The 22615-nt window shown below is 40.5% G+C and carries 15 protein-coding genes; 13 read left to right on the top strand and 2 right to left on the bottom strand.

The window, feature by feature from the left end:
- The first annotated feature begins 45 nt into the window (after positions 1-45).
- Together C9J46_RS13560 and C9J46_RS13555 are read left to right on the top strand one after the other, a co-directional pair.
- Positions 46-1419, top strand: coding sequence for an MBL fold metallo-hydrolase (locus C9J46_RS13560; RefSeq protein ID WP_107291049.1), 1374 nt, complete (start codon positions 46-48; stop codon positions 1417-1419).
- A gap of 310 nt (positions 1420-1729) precedes the next feature.
- Complete coding sequence (locus C9J46_RS13555; protein ID WP_107291048.1) at positions 1730-3028, top strand: glycoside hydrolase family 18 protein; 1299 nt, start codon at positions 1730-1732, stop codon at positions 3026-3028.
- 72 nt (positions 3029-3100) lie between these two features.
- Here the strand turns inward: C9J46_RS13555 and mnmC are convergent, their stop codons facing one another.
- Positions 3101-5158, bottom strand: a complete 2058-nt coding sequence (gene mnmC, locus C9J46_RS13550; RefSeq protein WP_107291047.1) for a bifunctional tRNA (5-methylaminomethyl-2-thiouridine)(34)-methyltransferase MnmD/FAD-dependent 5-carboxymethylaminomethyl-2-thiouridine(34) oxidoreductase MnmC — start codon at positions 5156-5158, stop codon at positions 3101-3103.
- A gap of 332 nt (positions 5159-5490) precedes the next feature.
- Between mnmC and fabB the strand changes: the two genes are divergently transcribed.
- The 11 genes from fabB (at position 5491) to purF (ending at position 21122) form a co-directional block, all read left to right on the top strand.
- On the top strand, positions 5491-6705 hold the full coding sequence (gene fabB, locus C9J46_RS13545; RefSeq protein ID WP_107291046.1) for a beta-ketoacyl-ACP synthase I: 1215 nt from the start codon (positions 5491-5493) through the stop codon (positions 6703-6705).
- Positions 6706-6910: 205 nt separating this feature from the next.
- Positions 6911-8077: a nucleotide sugar dehydrogenase gene (locus C9J46_RS13540; protein WP_107291045.1), complete on the top strand. Its 1167-nt coding sequence runs from the start codon at positions 6911-6913 to the stop codon at positions 8075-8077.
- Between the two features lie 19 nt (positions 8078-8096).
- Positions 8097-9272 (top strand): 4-phosphoerythronate dehydrogenase, encoded by a 1176-nt coding sequence (locus C9J46_RS13535; RefSeq protein ID WP_107260078.1) that lies wholly within the window; start codon positions 8097-8099, stop codon positions 9270-9272.
- The gene (locus tag C9J46_RS13530) at positions 9269-10282 is read left to right on the top strand and encodes an aspartate-semialdehyde dehydrogenase (protein ID WP_045127745.1); all 1014 of its coding nucleotides are present in this window, start codon (positions 9269-9271) and stop codon (positions 10280-10282) included. Before C9J46_RS13535 ends, C9J46_RS13530 begins: the two co-directional genes overlap by 4 nt.
- A 249-nt stretch (positions 10283-10531) precedes the next feature.
- Positions 10532-14764, top strand: coding sequence for a FimV/HubP family polar landmark protein (locus C9J46_RS13525; protein WP_107291044.1), 4233 nt, complete (start codon positions 10532-10534; stop codon positions 14762-14764).
- A gap of 197 nt (positions 14765-14961) precedes the next feature.
- A complete protein-coding gene (truA, locus tag C9J46_RS13520) occupies positions 14962-15747 on the top strand; it encodes a tRNA pseudouridine(38-40) synthase TruA (protein ID WP_107206058.1) in 786 nt (261 codons plus the stop codon).
- 141 nt (positions 15748-15888) lie between these two features.
- The gene (accD, locus tag C9J46_RS13515) at positions 15889-16818 is read left to right on the top strand and encodes an acetyl-CoA carboxylase, carboxyltransferase subunit beta (RefSeq protein WP_107206059.1); all 930 of its coding nucleotides are present in this window, start codon (positions 15889-15891) and stop codon (positions 16816-16818) included.
- Between the two features lie 190 nt (positions 16819-17008).
- Entirely contained in the window at positions 17009-18268 is a 1260-nt protein-coding gene (folC, locus tag C9J46_RS13510; protein ID WP_107291043.1) for a bifunctional tetrahydrofolate synthase/dihydrofolate synthase, read from the top strand.
- A 51-nt stretch (positions 18269-18319) separates the two neighbouring features.
- On the top strand, positions 18320-18976 hold the full coding sequence (gene dedD, locus C9J46_RS13505) for a cell division protein DedD (protein WP_107260085.1): 657 nt from the start codon (positions 18320-18322) through the stop codon (positions 18974-18976).
- 62 nt (positions 18977-19038) lie between these two features.
- Positions 19039-19530, top strand: a complete 492-nt coding sequence (cvpA, locus tag C9J46_RS13500; RefSeq protein WP_006646399.1) for a colicin V production protein — start codon at positions 19039-19041, stop codon at positions 19528-19530.
- A gap of 74 nt (positions 19531-19604) precedes the next feature.
- Entirely contained in the window at positions 19605-21122 is a 1518-nt protein-coding gene (gene purF / locus C9J46_RS13495) for an amidophosphoribosyltransferase (RefSeq protein ID WP_107206062.1), read from the top strand.
- A gap of 414 nt (positions 21123-21536) precedes the next feature.
- On the opposite strand, the gene C9J46_RS13485 is transcribed toward purF, so the two are convergent.
- On the bottom strand, positions 21537-22421 hold the full coding sequence (locus C9J46_RS13485) for a LysR family transcriptional regulator (protein WP_107206063.1): 885 nt from the start codon (positions 22419-22421) through the stop codon (positions 21537-21539).
- Positions 22422-22615: the final 194 nt, after the last annotated feature.

Genomic DNA, 22615 nt, shown 5'->3' with positions numbered 1-22615 from the left:
TGTCATTATCAAAAATTGGACGAAATATAAACACAAGGAATGTTCGTGGATATTATTCACCATGGAGCAAAAACTGGCGTAACAGGATCGTGCCATGAGTTAGTGATTGGTAATAGCAGCCTATTAATTGATTGTGGTCTGTTTCAGGGTGCTGAAAGTAAGAATAATAAGTTTGATATTGAATTCGATGTTAAACGTATTGAAGCGCTCTTGATCACTCATAGCCATATTGATCATATTGGTCGTATACCATGGTTACTTGCCGCTGGTTTTACCGGTCCAATTTATGCGACAGAAGCAACGGCAGCATTATTGCCATTAATGCTTGAAGATGGTTTAAAAATCCAATTAGGTTTTAACTCTCAGCAATGTCAGCAATTTACACAACTTATTCAGCAAAGAATACGTCCTGTTCCTTATGATTGTTGGGCGAAAGTCGTTTTATTAAATGGAGATAGTGTCTCTGTTCGCTTTCGTCAAGCCGGTCATATTCTAGGTTCTGCCTATATAGAAGTCGAGCTTCCAGAACAAAATACTGTAGTATTTAGTGGCGATCTCGGCCCTTGTAATACACCACTATTAACCGATCCTGTTTCTCCTGAAAAAGCCGATGTGCTTGTGATTGAAAGTACTTATGGTGACAAAGCCCTACATAATACCCAGCAACGTGAAGCTCATTTGCGGAAAATTATAGAACATTCATTACAAGATGGCGGAGCAATTTTAATTCCTGCTTTTAGTGTAGGTCGTACACAAGAGCTATTATTTGATATTGAGAATATATTAGCCGATGTGTTAACAGGTTCTAGTCATGATAATACCTATCGTCGTTGGAAATCATTGCCAGTGATCTTAGATTCACCATTGGCGTTGAAAGTGACGGAGCAATATCGGCATTTTCAAGAGTTATGGTCAAAAGAAGCAAAAGATCGACGTTATATGGGGCGTCACCCTCTTTCTTTTGAACAGTGTATTACGATAGAAACACATCAAGATCATATCGAGTTAGTTAATCGTTTAAAGCATTCAGGGGAGCCTGCGATTATCGTTGCCGCAAGTGGAATGTGTGCAGGCGGACGGATTGTTAATTACTTAGAAGCGTTATTGCCAGATTCCAGAACGGATGTCATTTTTGCTGGATATCAAGCAGAAGGCACACTGGGGCGAGCGTTATGTAACGGTGATGAAGTGGTTGAAATACATAATAAAGTAATAGATGTTAAAGCCAATATTTATCAAATGTCAGGTTATTCGGCTCATGCTGCGCAAGATGATTTGGTCAAGTTTGTTGCTGGGATCAATGAGGGTCCCTCTGTGATCCGTGTTGTTCATGGTGATGTTGTTGCGCAAACACAACTGGCAAAATGTTTACAAGACTGTAAGCCCGAAGCCCATATCATTATTGCTGCTCATGAATAGCAATATAATTCGATAGTATTTCTAATGTCTTTATTTTGAGAGTGATTACGCTGTTTGCTCTCAATATAATAAGATGCTTTGTATTGAATAAAATTAATGGTTTAAATTTCATTTCAATTATAAATAAGAGCTGAATCTGAAAAATATCTAAAAATTAGTCTTTACGCTTTTTATTTATCCCTTCTTATCAATATTCAAACTAAGGTAGTCATTACTCTATATTGGCTTATTGTTATCTTAGCTGTTGTTCTGTTTTTATTGTGAAGCTAAAAGCATTAGCCGCTAGTTATAATGATAAATAAGGACATTTATGAAAGCGATTTTACCTATTACGATAGCCGCTCTATTAAGCTCTTCAGCCGTTGCCGCTGATTCTCCTGTTGTTGCGGGTTACTTTGCCGACTGGCAATACAATAATGAAGCTAATCCTTATACTGTTAAAGATATTCCTGCAGATAAGCTTACTCATGTTATTTATGCTTTTTTAAGCATGTGTGGTCCACATCAAGGTGCGAGTGATGCGGTACAGAAACAAATTGAAGCTGCATGTCAGGGTAAAGAGCCTTTTAGTGCGGTGATAGTTGATCAAGTATCAGCATTACAGAAAGATTTTGGGCCGACGAAAGCTAAGGTTGCTTATAAAGGACATTTTGCTCAGCTTAAAGATTTAAAAAATGAAAAGCCGGAACTAAAAATATTGCCTTCTTTTGGTGGTTGGACAATGTCTGAACCTTTCCATGCAATGGCAAAAGATAAAGCATCTATTGAGCACTTTTCAAAATCAGCCGTTGAACTTATTGCTCAGTATGACTTTTTCGATGGTATTGATTTAGATTGGGAGTACCCAGGTGGTGGCGGTTTAACAACCTCTCCTTGGAACCCTGATACTAAATTATCGGAAGAGCAGAAAGCATCAGAAAAAGAAGCGTATACCCATTTAGTGAAAACACTACGTGCAGAGTTAGATAACTTAGAGAAAAAAACAGGGCGTGAATATGAGCTTTCTACTGCTGTTGGTGTAGGAAGCAAAGCTGAGTCGATTGATTGGGCTGCTGTTGCGCCGCACTTAACTAATATGTTTGCGATGACTTATGATTATTTAGGTGGATGGGGGACACAAACAGGGCATTTAACTAATCTTCATGCAACGGATAATGGTTGGTGGGGAATGGGCACCGATGTCTTTGTGAATAAAATGATTTCTCTGGGGATCCCTGCTGATAAATTAGTTGTTGGTGCGGCATTTTATGGTAGAGGCTGGGAAGGAACCAAAGGATTTGATGGCAAAGCCATTCCGAAAGAGCTTTCTTCTACGCAAGGTGCAAGTTTTGGTACGTCAGCACAAGAGCCTGGCTACTTTATGTATTGGGACTTAAAACGTAACTATACAAAAGCACAAGGCTATATCTCAGGTTATGACGAGAAAGCTGAGGCACCTTACTTGTGGAATGAAGAGAAACAAGTCTTTATTAGTTATGATGATTCACGCTCGGTAAAAGCCAAAGCTGATTGGGTGAAGAAAAACAAGCTTGCAGGTCTTTTTGTATGGGATTTATCTGGCGATGAAAATAATGAACTAATGAATGTTATGTCGGCAGAATTGAAGTAACGGTAAAATAAAGAAAGCGCAATAAGTTATCCGCTAGTAATTAGAGGATAGTCATTGCGCTTTTTTATTAATTTATAGTGCCTGAATTGCTTTGCCTTTAAGTAGCTTTCTAACCCACATACGACCTGGGTGGAGCGCTTCAAGTACGTCAAGTGGTAGTGGTAGTGGGTCACCACAAATTTGCGATGCTAAGAGTTCACCGAGTAATGGTGCTGAGCTTAATCCACGAGAGCCTAAACCAACAATAGCAAAAAGATTGCTATAGATTGGGGCACCTTTCGCTGACGTTTGATTATCTCTAAGATCATCGTATTGCTGTAATAAATCATCATAACGACAAACATTACCCACATACGGTAAGTGATCTCGTACTGCACAACGAATACCAACACGTGCTCTGTTGTGAACATCAAAGCCATCGATATCAATTTGTTTAGGCCACTCAACATTAGGTAAGCAGTTTACTAACCGTTGCTTGTTATCTTGTTGGTCGTTTTCATTAAAATTAAGATCAATATTACGACGATCGTAACTTGCTCCAATGCAGTGGCTTTGGGTTTCTGGGTTTATTGGAGTGAGATAGCCGTCATAACAAAGCACCGTTTTTAGCTCGCCCAGTGATGGGGTGGTCGGCACGTGGCTGACTTGCCCGCGTACAGAAGAAGCAGGGATCTGCTGGGTTTGAGGATATTGATTAAAGCGGTGACCATTAGCCAAAATAACCGTGCTATGCCGCGTTTCACTACCATCTGTAAAAGTCAGTTGCCATTGAGTTTTGTTAACTTGTTCTAGCTGACATAATTCTTTTTGTGTTTGTAGCGTCAGTTTCCCTTCATTAACGGCATGTTCAATTAACGCTGTGGTTAACTCTTTAGGTGATAGCCATCCGCCAAGTGGGTAATGAACACTTTCAAAACCGGTTTCAATACCCGTGATTTGTTTGGTTTGTTCCTTATCGAGATGATGAACAAGTTCAGATGCAAAACCACCATTGATGATATTTGCGAGTTTATGGCTTGATTTATCATCCCACGCCAGTTGAGTTACGCCACACCAGTTATGACTAAAATCGCTGTGAATTGCGGCTTGCTCTATAAGTTGTCGTGCATAGATAAAAGCGCTAGAGAAAAAACGGGATAACTTATCATTATTGCCATTCAATAGCGGGTAGACAGCGCCTTGTCGGTTGCCTGATGCACCTTCAGCAAGTTCATTGTCAGCGCAATATAATGTGACATTTTGACCTCGACGAAGCAAAGACAGTGCGGTAGTTGCAGATGCGATACCACCACCAATAATCGCAATATTTGCGTTTGGCTCTGTCTGTGCTTCACGATTATACCAAGGCATAATATTCGTTTTATGCTGACGTTCAACAACGTGACCTACGATCATGTCACGTTTAGTACCAAAGCCCTTGGTTTTGCGCATATCAAAACCGGCTTCTATTAACCCTCGACGAACAAAGCCCGCAGCGGTAAAGGTTGCTACGCTACAATCTTTACGTGCCATTTTAACCATGCCGTTAAATAAGTTTTGATTCCACATTTCAGGGTTTTTGCTAGGGGCAAAACCATCAAGGAACCATGCATCGACGATACCCTCATCGCCAACCCATACTTGAGGCATACAATCTTTAATATCACCAAACCAGAGGTCTAAGGTGATCATGCCATCTTCTAATACGATACGATGACAGTCTGCAATAGCGGGTGGGTAATGGGCATGAAGTTGCTCTGCAAACTCAGCAAGTTCAGGCCATGCTTGATGGGCTTTAATCAAATCTTGCTGAGTTACCGGGAATTTTTCAAAGCTGATAAAATGTAGCTCAGTGGTTGTGGCATCAGGGTGTTGAGAGCGGTAATCTTTAAATGCTTTCCATACGGCTAAAAAGTTTAATCCGGTACCAAATCCTGTTTCTGCAATAACAAAACGACGACGGTCACCGTCAATCCAGCGCTCAGGTAAGCCATTTTGCTTAATGAAAACATAGCGCGTTTCTTCTAATCCATTAACGTTGGAGAAGTAGACATCATCAAAGTTATTTGAGACGGGGGTTCCCACATCATTCCAATCAAGAACGGCATTTTCAATTTGTAAGGGGGATTTTTCTTGTTGTGAAGAAGACAAAAGGGAAACCTCTTTTATAACGGACAAACGATTATGAAAAACTTGGTTTAAATATCACCACTTTTAGGCGTAATATAGAAAGAAATGGCAATTTTGAACCGATTGTACCCGAATATCAGGAAAGCTGACCACTTTTTACCACTAAAGCCGTTATAGTCGATAGCTCTGTTATCTCGGTATAACAAACGCCAAACCGCTTTAAGATATGATGTTCCGTTAAGACGGTGAAATTGCTGTTATGAACGCGCATCTTAAAGCCGTTTGGGAGAAAATCCACCGTAGAGAAAGTTCACGGTTAGGCTATATCCAATTAATTTTAGTAGGAAGTCATCATGAAACGAGCCGTAATTACAGGCATGGGCATTGTATCTAGTATTGGTAACAACGTTGCAGAAGTACTAGAGTCATTGAAAACAGGCAAGTCAGGCATTAATTTTTCTGAGCAGTTTGCTGAAATGAAACTACGTTCAAATGTTTGGGGTGATTTGAAAATTAACCCAGCAGAACATATTGATCGTAAAAAAATGCGTTTCATGGGTGACGCTGCCGCTTTTGCTTACCTATCAATGGAACAAGCGGTTGCCGATTCAGGCTTAGCTGAAGATCAAGTTTCTAATGAGCGTACTGGTCTTGTGGCAGGTTCAGGTGGCGCGTCTTCGTATAACCAATACATTGCAGTTGATACGCTACGTGAAAAAGGCGTGAAACGTGTGGGTCCTTACATGGTACCCCGTACAATGTCTTCAACGGTTTCTGCGTGTTTAGCAACACCGTTTAAGATCCGTGGTGTTAACTACACTATGAGCTCAGCATGTGCAACATCTGCACACTGTATTGGTCACGCATTAGAGCTAATCCAACTGGGCAAACAAGACGTTGTTTTTGCCGGTGGTGGTGAAGAGCTAGATTGGTCATTAACGATGATGTTTGACGCAATGGGCGCACTATCAACCAAGTATAATGATGATCCATCAAAAGCATCACGTACTTATGATGCTGATCGCGATGGTTTCGTGATTTCTGGTGGTGGCGGTATGGTTGTGGTTGAAGAGCTAGAACACGCACTAGCACGTGGCGCAAAAATCTACGGTGAGATCGTTGGTTATGGCGCAACATCTGATGGTTACGATATGGTTGCACCTTCAGGTGAAGGCGCAGTTCGTTGTATGAAGATGGCGATGCAAGATCTAGATGCGACTGTTGACTATATCAATACTCACGGTACATCAACGCCTGTTGGTGATGTGAAAGAGTTAGGTGCAATCCAAGAGCTATTTGGCGAAAACAGCCCTGCAATTTCTGCAACAAAAGCCATGACGGGTCACGCATTGGGTGCGGCGGGTGTGCACGAAGCGATTTATTCAACATTGATGTTAGAGCACGGTTTTGTTGCACCAAGCATCAATATTGATAACCTAGACGAAGCAGCACAAGGTCTTGATATTGTGACTGAGAAGCGTGATGTTGAACTGAAGACTGTTATGTCTAACAGCTTTGGTTTTGGTGGTACTAACGCAACACTAGTGATTAAGAAATACGAAGCGTAATCGTATTTAATTACTCACCGTTTATATTAAGAAAGAGCCATAAGTGATTATGGCTCTTTTTTTATTCACTCTTTTTCAATAATACAGTGAGATAGTTGTTAGTTATTGCTGCTTTTGTTTTTTTAACATGTTTTCAGTTACACTAAAGTCAGTAGGCAAGGGTTGAATTACAGTTACTTGCACATTTATTCATTGAGGTTAGGTAATGAAAATTACTGTGGTGGGAACCGGCTATGTCGGTCTGTCTAATGCGGTGCTGTTATCTCAGCATAATGAGGTTGTTGCACTCGATATTATTGAAGAGAAAGTTGCGTTAATTAATCAAGGTCTCTCTCCAATTGTTGATACGGAAATTGAAGCGTTTTTACAGCATAAAGTATTGAACCTTGTAGCAACAACGGATGCATCACATGCTTATGATGGCGCTGAATTTGTCATTATAGCGACCCCAACTGATTATGATCCTATCACAAATTACTTTAATACCAGCTCAGTAGAAGCCGTTATTAAAGATGTGATAGAGAAAAATCCATCAGCGACCATGGTGATTAAATCAACCGTGCCTGTTGGATATACAGAAAGTATTAAAAAACAGTTCGGCATTACAAATATTATGTTCTCGCCAGAGTTTTTACGCGAAGGTCGTGCACTGTACGATAATTTACATCCTTCTCGTATTATTGTCGGTGAACGTTCAGAGCGAGCTGAGATCTTTGCTGGACTATTAAAACAAGGTGCTGAAAAGCAAGATATTGCCGTTTTATTTACAGATTCTACAGAAGCAGAAGCGGTAAAATTATTTTCCAATACTTACCTTGCGATGCGTGTGGCTTATTTTAATGAACTTGATAGCTATGCAGAAGCATTGGGCTTAGATAGTCGTCAGATTATCGAAGGCGTAGGCTTAGACCCTCGCATTGGCAATCATTATAATAATCCATCTTTTGGTTATGGCGGTTACTGCTTACCGAAAGATACTAAGCAATTACGCGCGAATTACCGTGATGTACCGAATAACATTATTGGTGCGATTGTAGATGCGAATACCACACGTAAAGATTTCATTGCTGATTCAATTATTGCTAAACAGCCTAAAGTTGTAGGCGTTTATCGCTTAATTATGAAATCAGGATCTGATAATTTCCGCGCATCCAGTATTCAAGGCATCATGAAACGCATAAAAGCCAAAGGCATTGAAGTGGTGGTGTTTGAACCGGTACTGGAAGAAGATGAATTCTTTAATTCTAAAGTCATCAAAGATCTTGATGTATTTAAAGCGATGTCTGATGTGATTGTTTCGAACCGTATGGCGGTTGAACTTCAAGATGTACAAGAAAAAGTATATACCCGAGATTTATTCGGGGCTGATTAAGTAAAGCAGGGAAGCCGAAATGAAAATCCTTATTGATGAAAATATGCCGTATGCGTTGGCGTTGTTTAGTGAGCTTGGTGAGGTCATCGCCAAACCAGGTCGAAATTTAACGGCTGATGATTTGGTAGGGATTGATGCCCTGATGATCCGCTCGGTGACGAAAGTTAATAACAGTCTGTTAGAAAAAGCTGATAAGTTAAAATTTGTGGGAACTGCAACAGCAGGACAAGATCATGTTGATCAACCGCTATTAGCTGAGCGTGGTATTACTTTCACAGCAGCACCAGGCTGTAACAAAGTGGGTGTTGCCGAGTACGTACTGAGTAGCTTAATGGTATTAGGCCAGCAACAAGGCTTTTCTATTTTTGATCGCACTGTTGGGATCATTGGTGCTGGTAATGTTGGCTCATATTTGGCGAAATGTTTAGATGCATTAGGTATTCGTTATCTGCTTAACGATCCATTAAAGCAAGCGGAAGGCGATGCGCGTCAATTTGATTCAGTTGAAACGCTACTTGCTGAGTGTGATGTCATCACAACCCATACCCCGTTAACTCGCGATGTCGAGTTTCCAACTCATCACTTAGTCAACGACGCTTTTCTAAATGCATTAAAACCCAATGCTATTTTAATTAATGCGGCACGTGGTCCTATTGTTGATAATAGTGCTTTAAAAGCGGCCTTAGTGGCTTCTCATAATGGTACAGGGAAGGCACTTACAGCAGTACTTGATGTGTTTGAGCAAGAGCCATTGGTGGATTTAGAGCTACTACCGTATTTAGCTTTTGCGACACCGCATGTAGCTGGATATGGGCTTGAAGGTAAAGCGCGTGGAACAACCATGGTTTTCAACCGCTTTTGTGAGTTTCTAGGTGTTGATAAGCAGGTAGATGCGAGTGAACTATTGCCTGTTGCGCCAATTCCTCAAGTTGAATTAAGTCGTCAATGGGACGAGGCAAGTTTATTTAGCCTTACCCAATTAGTGTATGATGTACGTAAAGATGACGGTATGTTCCGTCGTCAAATGCAGCTAGCTGGTGACGATAACAGCAAAATGGCCACTGCTTTTGATATGATGCGAAAAAACTACTGGGATCGCCGTGAATATAGTGCAATTACAGTAGCAGGCAAGGCCGATTTTGAGGTAGAGTCGCTGGCTAAATTAGGTTTTACAGTAGTAGAGGTCACTCAATGAGTCAGGAATATGATATCGCAATACTAGGCGCAACAGGTGCTGTCGGCGAAGCTATGGTCGAGGTGCTAGAAGAGCGTAATTTTCCTGTTCGCAATCTTTACTTGCTGGCAAGTGATCGTAGCTCTGGCAAAGTGTTACGTTTTAAAGGTAAATCAATCCGTGTGAAGAACGTGGAAGATTTCGATTGGGGCCAAGTTCAAATTGCTTTGTTTTCAGCAGGCGCTGAAGCATCACGTCATTGGGCGCCTATTGCCACAGATTTTGGTGTAGTGGTTATCGATAACACATCTGAATTCCGTTATGAGTATGATGTTCCGTTAGTGATCCCTGAAGTAAACCCTGAAGCGATTGCTGATTACCGCAACCGTAATATTATTGCAAATCCCAATTGCTCTACGATTCAAATGTTAGTTGCTCTTAAGCCAATTCAAGATGCTTATGGTATTGATCGTATTAATGTTGCGACTTATCAATCGGTATCTGGCTCTGGTCGTAAGGGAATTGATGAGCTTGCCGGTCAAACAGCAAAATTGCTAAATGGTTTGCCAGCTGAAAACAGTGCTTATGACAAGCAAATTGCATTTAACTGCATACCTCATATCGATGAGTTTATGGATAACGGTTACACCAAAGAAGAAATGAAAATGGTGTGGGAAACACAAAAAATTCTTGGCGACTCAAGTATTCGTGTTAACCCAACTTGTGTGCGTGTTTCTGCTTTCTTTGGTCATGCAGAAGCGGTGCATGTTGAAACGCATCAACCTGTTGTTATCGAAGATGCAATTAATCTACTTGAAAATACTGATGGTATTGAAGTCTTCCATGGTACTGATTACCCAACACAGGTAACAGATTCAGTAGGTAAAGATCACGTGATGGTAGGTCGCATCCGTGAAGATATTAGTCACCCATGTGGTCTGAATATGTGGGTTGTAGCTGATAACGTTCGTAAAGGTGCGGCAACAAATAGTATTCAGATTGCTGAAAAGCTAATTGAAGAATATTTGTAAAAGAAATAAAAAAAGGAGCAAGAGATTGCTCCTTTCTCATTTCCATGATCTTGCTGGTAAAACCCTAAGTAGTCACTTGACATACATCGTCAGCTAGCAAAAATTAGCCATAACAACCTTAAGATTTTCTTTATGTTGTCGTTATATGTGTAGTTTGTAGAACATATAAGCAACTCGTATTGTTTCGAAATGCGTTCATTGAATTAACGTTTTCGGCTTATTTATCTCTGCCAGAGAGGAACGCAGGCAGTGTCTGATATCCCTAAGATAGTAAAGCGCTTTATTGTACCGGTAGCTTTCGTTACCATTTCTTCTTATTTGCCTGTGGTGAATGCGAATACTGTTCGGATTATTGGCCCGTCGAATGAGGATGGATCCTATTCGCAAGCGAGCCGAGGTATTGATACACCTGATCTGCGTTCAATTTCGCAGTCTAACACCGCACCACTTTCTACTCGTCGTTATGGCCCTACAGGTGAAAAAGAAACCTTGTGGTCAATCGCATCTCGAAATCGTCCTAATGCTTCAGTATCTGTATACCAAGTTATCGGTGCTATTTATCACGTTAATCCACAAGCATTTGAAAACAGCAATATTCATGGATTGATCCCTGGTAGTACCTTGGTTATGCCAACATTAAGCCAGGTTAAGAACGAGAAAGAGAGCTTGATCCGTCGTCAATTAGAATCGGATAAAAGACGTGCACCCTATATTAAAGCAAAGGCAGCTAGCCAAAAACGTGTTGTAAAATTAAAGCCCAAGCCTGAAGAACTACAAAAAATACAAGCAGAGCAAGCAGCGAAAAAAGACGTAAAAAGCACACAGCCCGCAGGGCCAGTTGTAAAGCCTGTGGCGGTAGTTGATGAAACGGCTAACTCAACAACAAATGTTCCAGCAAAAACAATAGAGAAAGCGGTAGCGGTAGCAACAACTGCTGCTGTGATTAGTGCAGCGACACCAGCTGAATCAACCGCGAATATTTCTGAAACGCCTAAAACTGAAAACGTTGAAGTTGCTGATGTTGATAATGTAGAAAATACGGCTATTCCTGCCAAGCCTGAATTATCAGAACAGCAAAAAGCGATGACAGATGAGCAAATGACAAAGCTGGTGGAAAGTAACCACATGCTTCGTTTACGCTTAGCGGAAATGCAACAAGAAGTTGATGCATTAAAAGATCAAGTTAAAGATAGCGATGATGTACGCCAAGAACTGCTGACTTTCTTAGAGCAACAAAAACAACTGCAAAATGCGCCACAACCTGTGACACCACCTACTTCAACCTGGTTTGATTCACTGGCTAATAACCCTTGGGCATTAGCTGCTGCTGGTATTATTCCTGGCGGTTTACTTGCTGCATTGCTGGCATTCTTCTTATTGCGTCGTAAAGAAGAAGAGCAAGATGAGGTGAAATCATTAAATGCTCCAGAGGCTTCAGCTGCTGAAACGGCACCTGTTGTCATCCCTCCTATTGATGGTGATGAGCAAGCTCTTGATACTTCAGATGACCTAGATGACCTGTTTGCGGATGATGATCTATTCAATGAGCCTGACTTTACGTTAGATATTGATGATAAAAATGATCCGTCAACTAAAAATGAGAAAGAAGAGGTAAAAGAGCCTGTTACTGAATTTAGCGATGACGCTGATACGAAGACTGAATCAGCAGTTGTTAATGATATTGAATTTGATGAAGCTTTTGAAAATAACTTAAGTAGTAGTATTTCAGTTAAAGGTGATGATGCTATTGGTTTAGAAGACATGGAGCGTGCTCTTGATGAAATGGATAATGAGAGCGAGCCAAGTTCAGATGAAGCCTTAGCGTTAATGTGGGAGAAATCTCTCAATGAATCAGCGAAAAATGAAGATTCTGAAAATAGTCTCGATGATTTTGATTTATCTCAGGATGACTTTGATCTTAGTGATAATGACGATGTTAAGCCATTGCCAGCAGATAACGAAGATGAAGAGTTAGATAATGGCTTGTTAGAGCAATCGTTATTAGATGAAATTTTGCAACAAGCAGAAGAGCAAAGCCAAGACCGCGCTACGTCTGAAATTAATGATGAGTCAAAAGATGTTGAAGTTAAAGCCTCTGAGAATATTGACCAAGATGAATTGGATGCATTATTTGGTAGCTTTGGTGCTGATTTACCTGAATTAGATCAAACTGTTTCAGATGAACTGACGGATGAAACACAAGATGATGAACGTGTTTTTGAAGAAGGTAGTACTGCATTACTTGATGAGTTAGTAGAAGATGATGAATTAAGTAGTGATATTGAACTTGAAGAAGACAGTACCGCATTACTTGATGAGTTGATCTTAGATGAAGATGAACCGGAACAGTCTGATTCAACGATAGAAGTGGCTGAAGACAGTACAGCATTGCTTGATGAGTTGATCTTAGATGAAGATGAACCGGAACAATCTGATTCAACGATAGAAGTGGCTGAAGATAGTACTGAATTGCTTGATGAATTATTAAAAGACAATGATGCTGATATCTCATCAAAACAAGATCACATTGCAATTGATGAATCCAGTACTGAATTATTAGATGAAATTTTATCTGAGCAGTTAGCAGCAGTCGATGAACAAGATGCTCCTAATAATGAGAATCAACATCTTGATGAAATTATCGAATCGCCATCATTCGCTTCTGATCTAGAGCAGAAATCACAGGATGTTATTAATCCTGAAAGTGATGTTGAAAAATATGCTCAACAGGAAAAAGACATATCTCTTACTGATGAAAGCAATGCTGATACTGTAGAGCCTGATACATTAGGGTCTGAAGTTGTAACTGAATTGCCAAGTGAAGAAGCACCGAATGATGTTTTCACGTCTGAATTTGTGAGTGACACTCGCGATACGCCATCGAAAGAAGTCCTTGAGTCACAAAATACTGAAGAGCTGCAAACCTTATCGCCAAGTAGTGAACAGAAATTCGATGAGATCTTAGATGATGTTTTAGACGAAGACTTTTATCGTCAATCGCTAGACAGTGATGTTAAGCCATTAACCGTTTCAGATCTTGAACGTGAACTAGATGAGCAAGATGCATTAGCGAGTCATGTTGCAGCAGAGCAACATGAACCGCTGAATGTAGACGATCTTCCTTCTTTTGATGAAGAGGATGCATTAAAAGCATTTGCTGATGATGTGTATGAATCACCACAAGAAGATGCTGTTCATCAAGACGTATTATCACTCGATGATTTACCTGAATTTGATGAACAAGCGGCATTGGATGATCCTGATGCTGAGCCTTTTGACGAAACAGAACTTAATAACGACATTGATGAGCAAATCGCACTTGATAATGTTATTCGTCAATTGCAGCAAGCCGCGGAAGCTGCAGATAAGTATTCACCTAAATCTGAATTATCTCCTGAAAATACAGTAGATTTTGTTGCTGAAACCGCTCCTGAATTACCTGATGAGTCATCGTTACCAGCATCAACGGTTGCTAGTGAAAATGAAGTATCGCCATTTGATACCGCTCAAAGGGATGTTTATCCTTTTGAAAAACTCGATCCAACGACCATTCCAGAGTTTGATGAAGGTGAAGCGCTGCAAGCCTCATTGGATGAACAACATGAGCTTGAGCAATATGAAATTGAACAAGGTTTACGTTTACCCAATGAAGAGCCTATTGAGGTAACAGAGAAGCCAGTTGTATTAGATCAGTTGGATCAAACCATGGTTGATTCTGCAGGTCTTGATATGGATGCATTACTGTTTGATGATTCATTAAATGATAATGCAGGTAATGCAGATAATGAAGGCCCATCTCAGTCAATACAGCCACAAGAGGTTAGTGACAACACGACTGATGTTGAGACTGAACCATTATTAATGGATGAATTACCCAAACAGCAAGTGGAGCGCTCTGGGCTGGGTTTAGAAGACGGTGAACGTGATGGATTATTAACGCAAACAGAAGATGAGTTAGAAGCAGATTATACTTTTGACGATGAGCTGTCTGATGATGATGCTAAAGTATGGCAAACCTCGGTATCTGAGCCTGAGTTAGCTCAAGAAGATTGGACACAACAACCGCATTTGGTAAAAGACGACGTGAAGTCTGTTTCGTTAGAGTCTGACTTCTCATTACATACCAATGATCTGGAAAACGTAGCAACCAGTGAGTTACTGGCTGAACAATCTATAGCTGAAAAACCATCTTATATTAGTATTGATGAATTAATGAAAGATGACCCATCGCATCAGCAAGTTGATCCCGATACCAATCCTTTAAATTTAGAGGTAGGGCTTGACGAGTACCCTGATATGTTAGCCAGTATTGGTGACTATGATGTTGATACTAATGGTGAGTATGCAAGTAAACTTGATTTGGCTAAAGCTTATTTAGAAATGAATGATAGCGAAGGTGCTGTTGGTTTATTAGAGGATATTGCGAAAAATGCTGAACAAGATCTTCAAGCAGAAGCCAAAAGATTGCTTTTGAAGTTGTAACATCACTCTTGTTTAAGATAGAACAAGCACGGTAGAGATAATTCTATCGTGCTTTTTTTATTTTTACTTGCTGCATTATGTTATCCCTATCGCGCTATTCTTTCCCTTATCTTGTGAATTACTTATAATTCGGAACAGTTTCGTAAATTACGTGTTAGTGGTTTACATAGGTTTGATTAATCGAAGTTGAATAAATTATGCGAATAGCTTTAGGTGTAGAGTACGATGGTGCTAAGTATTATGGCTGGCAACGCCAACGTGATGTAGATAGCGTACAAGAGCGTTTGGAAAAAGCTCTCTCTAAAGTCGCCAATCAACCAGTAGAAGTCTTCTGTGCTGGACGAACTGATGCTGGCGTTCATGGCACGGGGCAGGTTGTTCACTTCGATATTAATATTGATCGCAAAATGGTGGCGTGGACGATGGGTGCTAATGCTCATCTTCCTAAAGATATTGCGGTACGTTGGGCGACAGAAGTGAATGAGGATTTTCATGCTCGTTTTACTGCGACAGCACGCCGTTACCGCTACATCATTTTTAATAACGCCTTACGTCCCGCTATTTTAGGTAATGGTGTTAGCCATTATCACGGCCATCTTGATGAGAAAAAAATGCATGAGGCTGGTCAGTACTTACTGGGTGAAAATGATTTTACGTCGTTCCGCGCGGTTCACTGTCAATCTCGAAGCCCATGGCGTAATTTAATGCACCTGAATGTCACTCGCCAAGGCGACTTTGTGATCATTGATATCAAAGCGAATGCGTTTGTTCACCATATGGTACGTAACATCACAGGTAGCTTAATTAAAGTCGGCAAAGGTGAAGAAAAACCAGAGTGGATTGAGTGGCTACTTGCGCAAAAAAATCGCACATTAGCAGGAGCAACAGCCAAAGCTGAAGGCTTGTATTTGGTTGATGTTGATTACCCGAAAGAGCACAATTTACCGCGTGTACCATTAGGTCCGTTATTCTTAGCTGATTGAGTTACAAGGGTTAGCTTGATAAGGTAGTACCAGTTTTTTATCTACAGATTAGTAAGATTGTGTTTTAATCTCTGATCGTTATCCAATGAATTTGTATCTTCGGCCATTGACGGCGGAAGCATTAAAGAATAAAGGTCATTCATGAGCTGGCTTGAAAAGATTCTAACTAAAAGCAACATTGTCTCTTCACGAAAAGTGTCGATTCCTGAGGGCGTTTGGACGAAATGTACCTCTTGTGATCAAGTACTGTACCATGCAGATCTTGAGCGCAATCTAGAGGTGTGCCCTAAGTGTGATCATCACATGCGTATGAAAGCACGTCGTCGTCTTGAAACTTTCTTAGACGCTGATACGCAAGTTGAGATTGCCGCAGAGCTAGAGCCGCAAGATAAGCTTAAATTCCGCGATTCTAAAAAGTACAAAGATCGTTTGTATAGCGCGCAAAAAGCCACGGGTGAAAAAGATGCATTAATCGCAATGAAAGGGGAAGTCTTAGGTTTACCTATTGTTGCATGTGCTTTTGAATTCTCTTTTATGGGCGGTTCAATGGGCTCTGTCGTTGGTGCTAAATTTGTACGAGCAGTGGATGCGGCAATTGAAAATAACTGCCCATTGATCTGCTTCTCTGCAAGTGGCGGTGCACGTATGCAAGAAGCGCTGATGTCACTGATGCAAATGGCGAAAACCAGTGCGGCGTTAGAGCGTTTATCAGCGAAAGGCTTACCTTTCTTCTCTGTGTTAACCGATCCAACTATGGGTGGGGTATCAGCATCCCTTGCAATGCTTGGTGACATCAATATTGGTGAACCCAAAGCACTGATCGGTTTTGCAGGTCAACGTGTTATTGAGCAAACCGTACGTGAGAAGCTACCAGAAGGCTTCCAACGTAGTGAGTTCCTCCTTGAACATGGTGCGATTGATATGATTGTTGATCGCCGTGAAATGCGTCAGCGTGTTGCAGGTCTTGTTGCCAAAATGACCAACCAAGCATCACCGTTAGTTGTTTCTGTCGATAGTAAGCCAGAGTCTGTTGAGGCTACTGTCCAAGCTGAAGATTCAGAAAACACCTAATTGATTATATTGATTGATGAATATAGAAGCCGTTTAGCTAATCGCTAGGCGGTTTTTTTTTGAGTATGTAATAGCGCTATTGCCATTAACGTGGCGTTTAATCGAATTTATATCGTCATAGGTTTAAGTTATTTAAGATTCGATGGTAAATTATGGCTCAAGTAATTTATAAACAAGTGAATGATTTCTCATGTCAGGATTGACTGCACCACAAGCGACAGCCTCGCTTTCAACATGGCTGAAATATCTTGAGCAATTACATACCAGTGCAATCGATCTTGGATTAGATCGCGTTAAAGCTGTGGGTGAAAAAGCAAATCTTCTTAAACCTGCGCCTTGTGTTATTACTGTTGCGGGTACTAATGGTAAAGGTTCAACCTGTGCCATGCTAGAAGCTATCTTAATTGAAGCGGGTTATAAGGTTGGTGTTTATAGCTCTCCTCACCTTGTACGTTATAACGAACGTGTTCGTATCAATAATAAAGAGCTTGACGACGGTGAACATAGCAAAGCATTTGCAAGCGTTGAAGCAGCGCGTGGTGATATAAGTTTAAGCTTATTTGAATTTGGTACGCTTGCTGCGTTAACACTATTTAAAACACATAAAGTGGATGTTGTTGTACTGGAAGTTGGCCTTGGTGGGCGATTAGATGCCACTAATATTGTTGATCATGATGTTAGCGTGATCACCAGTCTTGCAATCGATCATGTCGATTGGCTTGGTGATAATATAGACGTAATTGGTTATGAAAAAGCAGGTATTTTCCGCTCAGGTAAACCGGCTATTTGCGGCCAACCTCATCCGCCAGCAACGGTTCCTGCTCACGCGGATGATATTGGCGCAGAATTACATCAAGTTGGTTATCAATTTGATTATCAAGTAGCCGATGACCATTGGAACTGGCAGTGTGGTGCATTTGATTTATCTCACTTGCCACTGCCTAATTTACCGCTCCCTAATGCAGCCACAGCATTAATGGCTTTAGGAACGGCAGAGCTTGATATCTCGGAAGAGAATATTATTCAAGGTTTAAGTAAAGCTCAATTACCAGGACGTATGCAGCGTGTGAGTGATGATCCATTGATCATTATGGATGTCGCACATAATCCCCATTCTGCCGAGTATTTCGCTCAGCAATTAAACCGAATGAAACAAAAAGAAGGTAAGAAGCATATTCATGCTGTCGTTGCGATGCTTCACGATAAAGATATCGCGTCGACTATCGCAATGATGAAAGATGTAGTAGATCATTGGTATCCCGCTTCTTTAACGGGCCCAAGAGCGGCGACTGCCAATGAAATATTGCAGTATTTACCACCAGATTGTATGGGTTTTGATAAGCCAGAGGCTGCATTTGACCAAGCGCTAACACAAGCTAACCGAGATGATATGGTAATCGTCTTTGGCTCGTTTTACACTGTCGGGCAAATAACGAGTCATTTACGTTAATGAGTGAAAAACACTTTTATTATAAAGTGGTTAAATAGTATAGGAGTCCATGTGGCTAGCCAATTTCAAAATCGACTGATTGGTACCATTATTTTGGTAACCGTTGGCGTGATTTTTCTTCCTGATCTTTTTGATGGGCAAAAACAGCACTATAAAGAGCAGTTCGAAAGCATTCCGTTGCAGCCTAAAATGGGTGATCAAAAGGAGTTTACTCAAATACCTAACCCTGAAACGGTAAATTCGGAGCTACCTAAAGATCCTGTCACAGTAACAGTGGATAATGGTAAAGATACGGTTTCAACATCATCAGGTGATAATAATGAAACCTATACCGTTGAAGAAGACAAAGCACCTCAACCTGAACAGCCTGTTGTGCCCGTTGAGCAACCAAAAACTGTCGTAACACCCCAACCTGTTGTAAAGCCAGAGCCTGCAGTTGTGTCTGAGCAAGGATTAAAAAATAGTGGCTGGATGATCCAATTAGGTACGTTTGGTAATTTTAAGAATGCCAGCGCACTAGTGGCGAAGCTGCGATTAAATGGTTACCAGGCACATTTATTACCTAAAGATGCGCAACCGGGTCAGTATGTAAAAGTTGTTGTGGGACCAGATCTTTCAAAAGATAAGCTTTTGGCTAAGATTGATGACTTGAAAAAATTAACCGGGTTAAGTGGTAAATTGTATCAATTTAGCCCAATAAAACCTTAAGTAAACGTTTGCGTCTTCATTTTTTCTGTTAGAATACGCATCAACAAGACGAAATACACATGATGATCTGGATTGATTATGTAATTTTAGCCGTGATTGGCTTTTCCGCTTTGGTAAGTTTAATCCGTGGTTTTGTTAAAGAAGCACTTTCATTAGTTATCTGGTTTACTGCGTTTTTTGTGGCGAGTAATTTCTACCCACAGCTTGCGGTTTACTTTACAAACTTTCATGATGAAATGCTTCGCAACGGTAGCGCTATTGCCGTTTTATTTATCGCAACGCTGATTGTTGGCGCGGTAGTTAACTATGTTATTGGTCAGTTAGTACAGAAAACAGGGTTATCTGGTACTGATAGAGTTTTGGGCGTAGTTTTTGGTGGGGTTCGCGGCGTGTTAATTGTTGCGGCAGTATTGTTCTTTCTCGATGCCTTTACAGGGTTTGCAAGTGCTGATTGGTGGAAACAGTCAAAACTCATCCCACAGTTTGGCGTTGTCATTGAATGGTTTTTTTCCTATATCAAACACAGTTCAAGCTTCTTACCTAACATGAAATAGCGCCAAATTAATAGCAGTTACCAAATTTATTCGATTTGGTAACTGTATTTTTATGCACGACGAGGATTTTGGAAATGTGTGGTATTGTTGGAATCGTGGGCTCAACCCCGGTAAACCAGTCTATCTATGATGCACTTACTGTGTTGCAACATCGCGGCCAAGATGCTGCGGGTATTTGTACCTTAGAAAGCAATCGTTTCCGTCTGCGTAAAGCGAATGGTTTAGTGCGTGATGTCTTTGAAGCTAAACACATGCAACGCTTACAAGGTAATGTAGGTATCGGACACGTGCGTTATCCAACTGCGGGTAGCTCTAGTGCATCAGAAGCCCAACCGTTTTATGTTAATTCTCCTTACGGTATTTCACTGGCTCATAATGGTAATTTAACCAACGCAGCAGATATTCGTGAGACCTTATTTGAGCAAGCTAAACGTCATGTCAATACAACCTCAGATTCTGAGATTTTACTGAATATTCTGGCAAATCAACTTGAGCATTGTCCAAGTTATCCTATTAGCCCTGAGGAAATTTTTAAAGCAATCAGTGAAGTTCACCGAATTGTAAAAGGTGCGTATGCGGTTGTTGCTATGGTTATCGGTCATGGATTAATTGCATTTCGTGATCCAAATGGTATTCGCCCTTTATGTATTGGTAAGCGTGAAGAACAAGGTAAAGCCGAATACATGGTAGCTTCAGAATCAGTGGCACTTGATGCGGTTGGTTTTGATTTTGTCCGTGATATTGCGCCTGGTGAAGCCGTTTACATCACTTTTGATGGGCAATTATTTACTCAGCAATGTGCCGATAATCCACAGTTAAATCCATGTGTATTTGAGTTTGTTTATTTTGCTCGTCCTGATTCATTTATTGATAAAGTCTCTGTTTATGGCGCGCGTTTAGCGATGGGCACCAAGCTGGGTGAAAAGATTAAACGAGAATGGGCAGATATTGATATCGATGTTGTTATTCCTATTCCAGAAACTTCTTGTGACAGTGCGCTAGAAATTGCACGTACGTTAGATAAACCATATCGCCAAGGCTTTGTTAAAAACCGTTATGTGGGCCGTACGTTTATCATGCCAGGGCAACAAATGCGTCGTAAGTCTGTGCGTCGTAAACTCAATGCCATTCGCTCTGAATTTAAAGATAAAAATGTACTGTTAGTCGATGACTCTATTGTTCGTGGTACCACATCAGAGCAGATAATCGAAATGGCAAGAGAGGCAGGTGCGAAGAAAGTTTACTTAGCATCAGCAGCACCTGAAATTCGTTTCCCTAATGTCTATGGTATTGATATGCCAAGCGCTAATGAGTTAATTGCTCATGGTCGCGAAGTGGATGAAATTTCAAATATTATCGGTGCCGATGGTCTTATTTTCCAAGATTTACAAGATCTTGTTGATGCCGTCGCTGAAGGAAACCCTGAAATTAAATTATTTGAAACGTCTGTGTTTAATGGTAATTACGTAACCGGTGATGTGAACCAAAAGTACTTAGAGTATTTAGATTCACTACGCAGTGATGACTCGAAAAAGCAGCGTGAGATTCAGCAAGATTTAGCTAATTTAGAGTTACATAACGAAGGCATTTAAGTCTTATATGTGAGCAAATAGAGTTATAAGCCGGAGTGTAAAACTCCGGCTTTTTTATGGATAAACTCAGGCCCCAAACCATGACTCTATAAGATCACTGGCGATGTGATAATCGCCTGTCCTGCAGTAACAATTGAGCATGCATAAATAAATCCACGCTCTTTATGGATGCGCATTAATGGGGACGGCAGTATTAAGTAAATATACAGAATAAGTCAGTTCTACAAGACTTGAGATCATGAGAAAACTGAGATGCGGAAAGAGTACGCCATTCTTGGTTTTTGGGGGAGGGCAAGGTTTGTAACTGTATGTTTTTTTTATGTGGGTGATTGTTCTTAACAGGATAAAAACAAAATGCCATATTAATGGCTAATATGGCATTTTTCTAAAATATTACGTTATTAATAAATGTTTTTAGTGTTTTTCTAAGTCAAAGTAGTGACTTGCAAAATCAATAAATAGACGTAATTTTTCTGGTTGGTAATCACGGTGATTATAAATCAAATATACATCACGTGGGTTTGCTGACCAGTTTTTAAGTACTTGAGTCACCTCACCAGCTGTAATGTATTTTTCCAGCATAACATCAGGCATTAACGTGATTCCTAAGCCTGCACAACACGCTTTACGCACGACGTTAAGTTCGCTTGCTTCAAAGCGACCTCGTTCATTAATCGTAACCGTTTCGCCGTTGTGGTTGTTTAGACGCCAGCGTAGTAAAGGATTACCCTTCAGTAAAACATGGTCGTGAAGATCTTGAGCATGTTTAGGCTCTGGGTTTTTCTTTAAATATTCAGGGCTAGCAACAAGAATATCTTTTACTTCATTGATACGACGAGCGATCAGTGTTGAATCTCGTTGAGGACCAATACGGAACATAACATCCCAGTCCGTCGGATCAAGTTGATCTGGCTCATTGCTCATATATAGCTGAATGCTAATTGCTGGATGTTCCAACATAAAGGCATTCAATAAAGGTTGAAGCATTACCTTGGTAATATTGGTTGGTGCGGCAATACGTAGCTTGCCCGCTGCACCTTTACACTCTTCACTAATATGTTCAGTAGTATCAAGTAACTGTTGTAGTAAAGGCGCACAGTCATGATAGAACTTTTGACCGGCTTCAGTAAGTGACAGTTTACGGGCATGACGATTAAGCAGGCGAATATTAAGGCCTTCTTCAAGTGCTTGAATTCGACGTGTCAGTGTCGCAACTGGTACCTGGGTTTTTCTAGATGCAGCGGTATAACTGCCATTTTCCACAACCATGCGGAATAAGTTTAGATCGTCAAGTTTCATAAAAAAGTCATTATTGAACGCTTATGATGAGCAATTGTATAACAAAATGAGTCAAATGCATCTCTTTTTCTTTGTTTTTCCTACTGAAATAGTATTTTTATCATGTTTATTATGATCAATTTACCAAAATAAAGGGGTACGATAATTTGAAGTGTATTACATAAATGAATTTATTTTTATTAAATGTTCATGAA

The organism is Photobacterium sp. GB-36, from assembly GCF_003026135.1.
In the GTDB taxonomy this organism is placed as follows: domain Bacteria; phylum Pseudomonadota; class Gammaproteobacteria; order Enterobacterales; family Vibrionaceae; genus Photobacterium.
This window is presented reverse-complemented; position numbering and strand designations above follow the sequence as displayed.

What these genes read in the sequence shown, in the direction of transcription:
- folC (WP_107291043.1), top strand. Translation starts at nt 17,009, where the DNA reads ATGTCAGGATTGACTGCACCACAAGCGACAGCCTCGCTTTCAACATGG.
- C9J46_RS13530 (WP_045127745.1), top strand. Translation starts at nt 9,269, where the DNA reads ATGAGTCAGGAATATGATATCGCAATACTAGGCGCAACAGGTGCTGTC.
- C9J46_RS13555 (WP_107291048.1), top strand. Translation starts at nt 1,730, where the DNA reads ATGAAAGCGATTTTACCTATTACGATAGCCGCTCTATTAAGCTCTTCA.
- C9J46_RS13485 (WP_107206063.1), bottom strand. Translation starts at nt 22,421, where the DNA reads ATGAAACTTGACGATCTAAACTTATTCCGCATGGTTGTGGAAAATGGC.
- accD (WP_107206059.1), top strand. Translation starts at nt 15,889, where the DNA reads ATGAGCTGGCTTGAAAAGATTCTAACTAAAAGCAACATTGTCTCTTCA.
- C9J46_RS13535 (WP_107260078.1), top strand. Translation starts at nt 8,097, where the DNA reads ATGAAAATCCTTATTGATGAAAATATGCCGTATGCGTTGGCGTTGTTT.
- purF (WP_107206062.1), top strand. Translation starts at nt 19,605, where the DNA reads ATGTGTGGTATTGTTGGAATCGTGGGCTCAACCCCGGTAAACCAGTCT.
- C9J46_RS13540 (WP_107291045.1), top strand. Translation starts at nt 6,911, where the DNA reads ATGAAAATTACTGTGGTGGGAACCGGCTATGTCGGTCTGTCTAATGCG.
- cvpA (WP_006646399.1), top strand. Translation starts at nt 19,039, where the DNA reads ATGATCTGGATTGATTATGTAATTTTAGCCGTGATTGGCTTTTCCGCT.
- truA (WP_107206058.1), top strand. Translation starts at nt 14,962, where the DNA reads ATGCGAATAGCTTTAGGTGTAGAGTACGATGGTGCTAAGTATTATGGC.
- fabB (WP_107291046.1), top strand. Translation starts at nt 5,491, where the DNA reads ATGAAACGAGCCGTAATTACAGGCATGGGCATTGTATCTAGTATTGGT.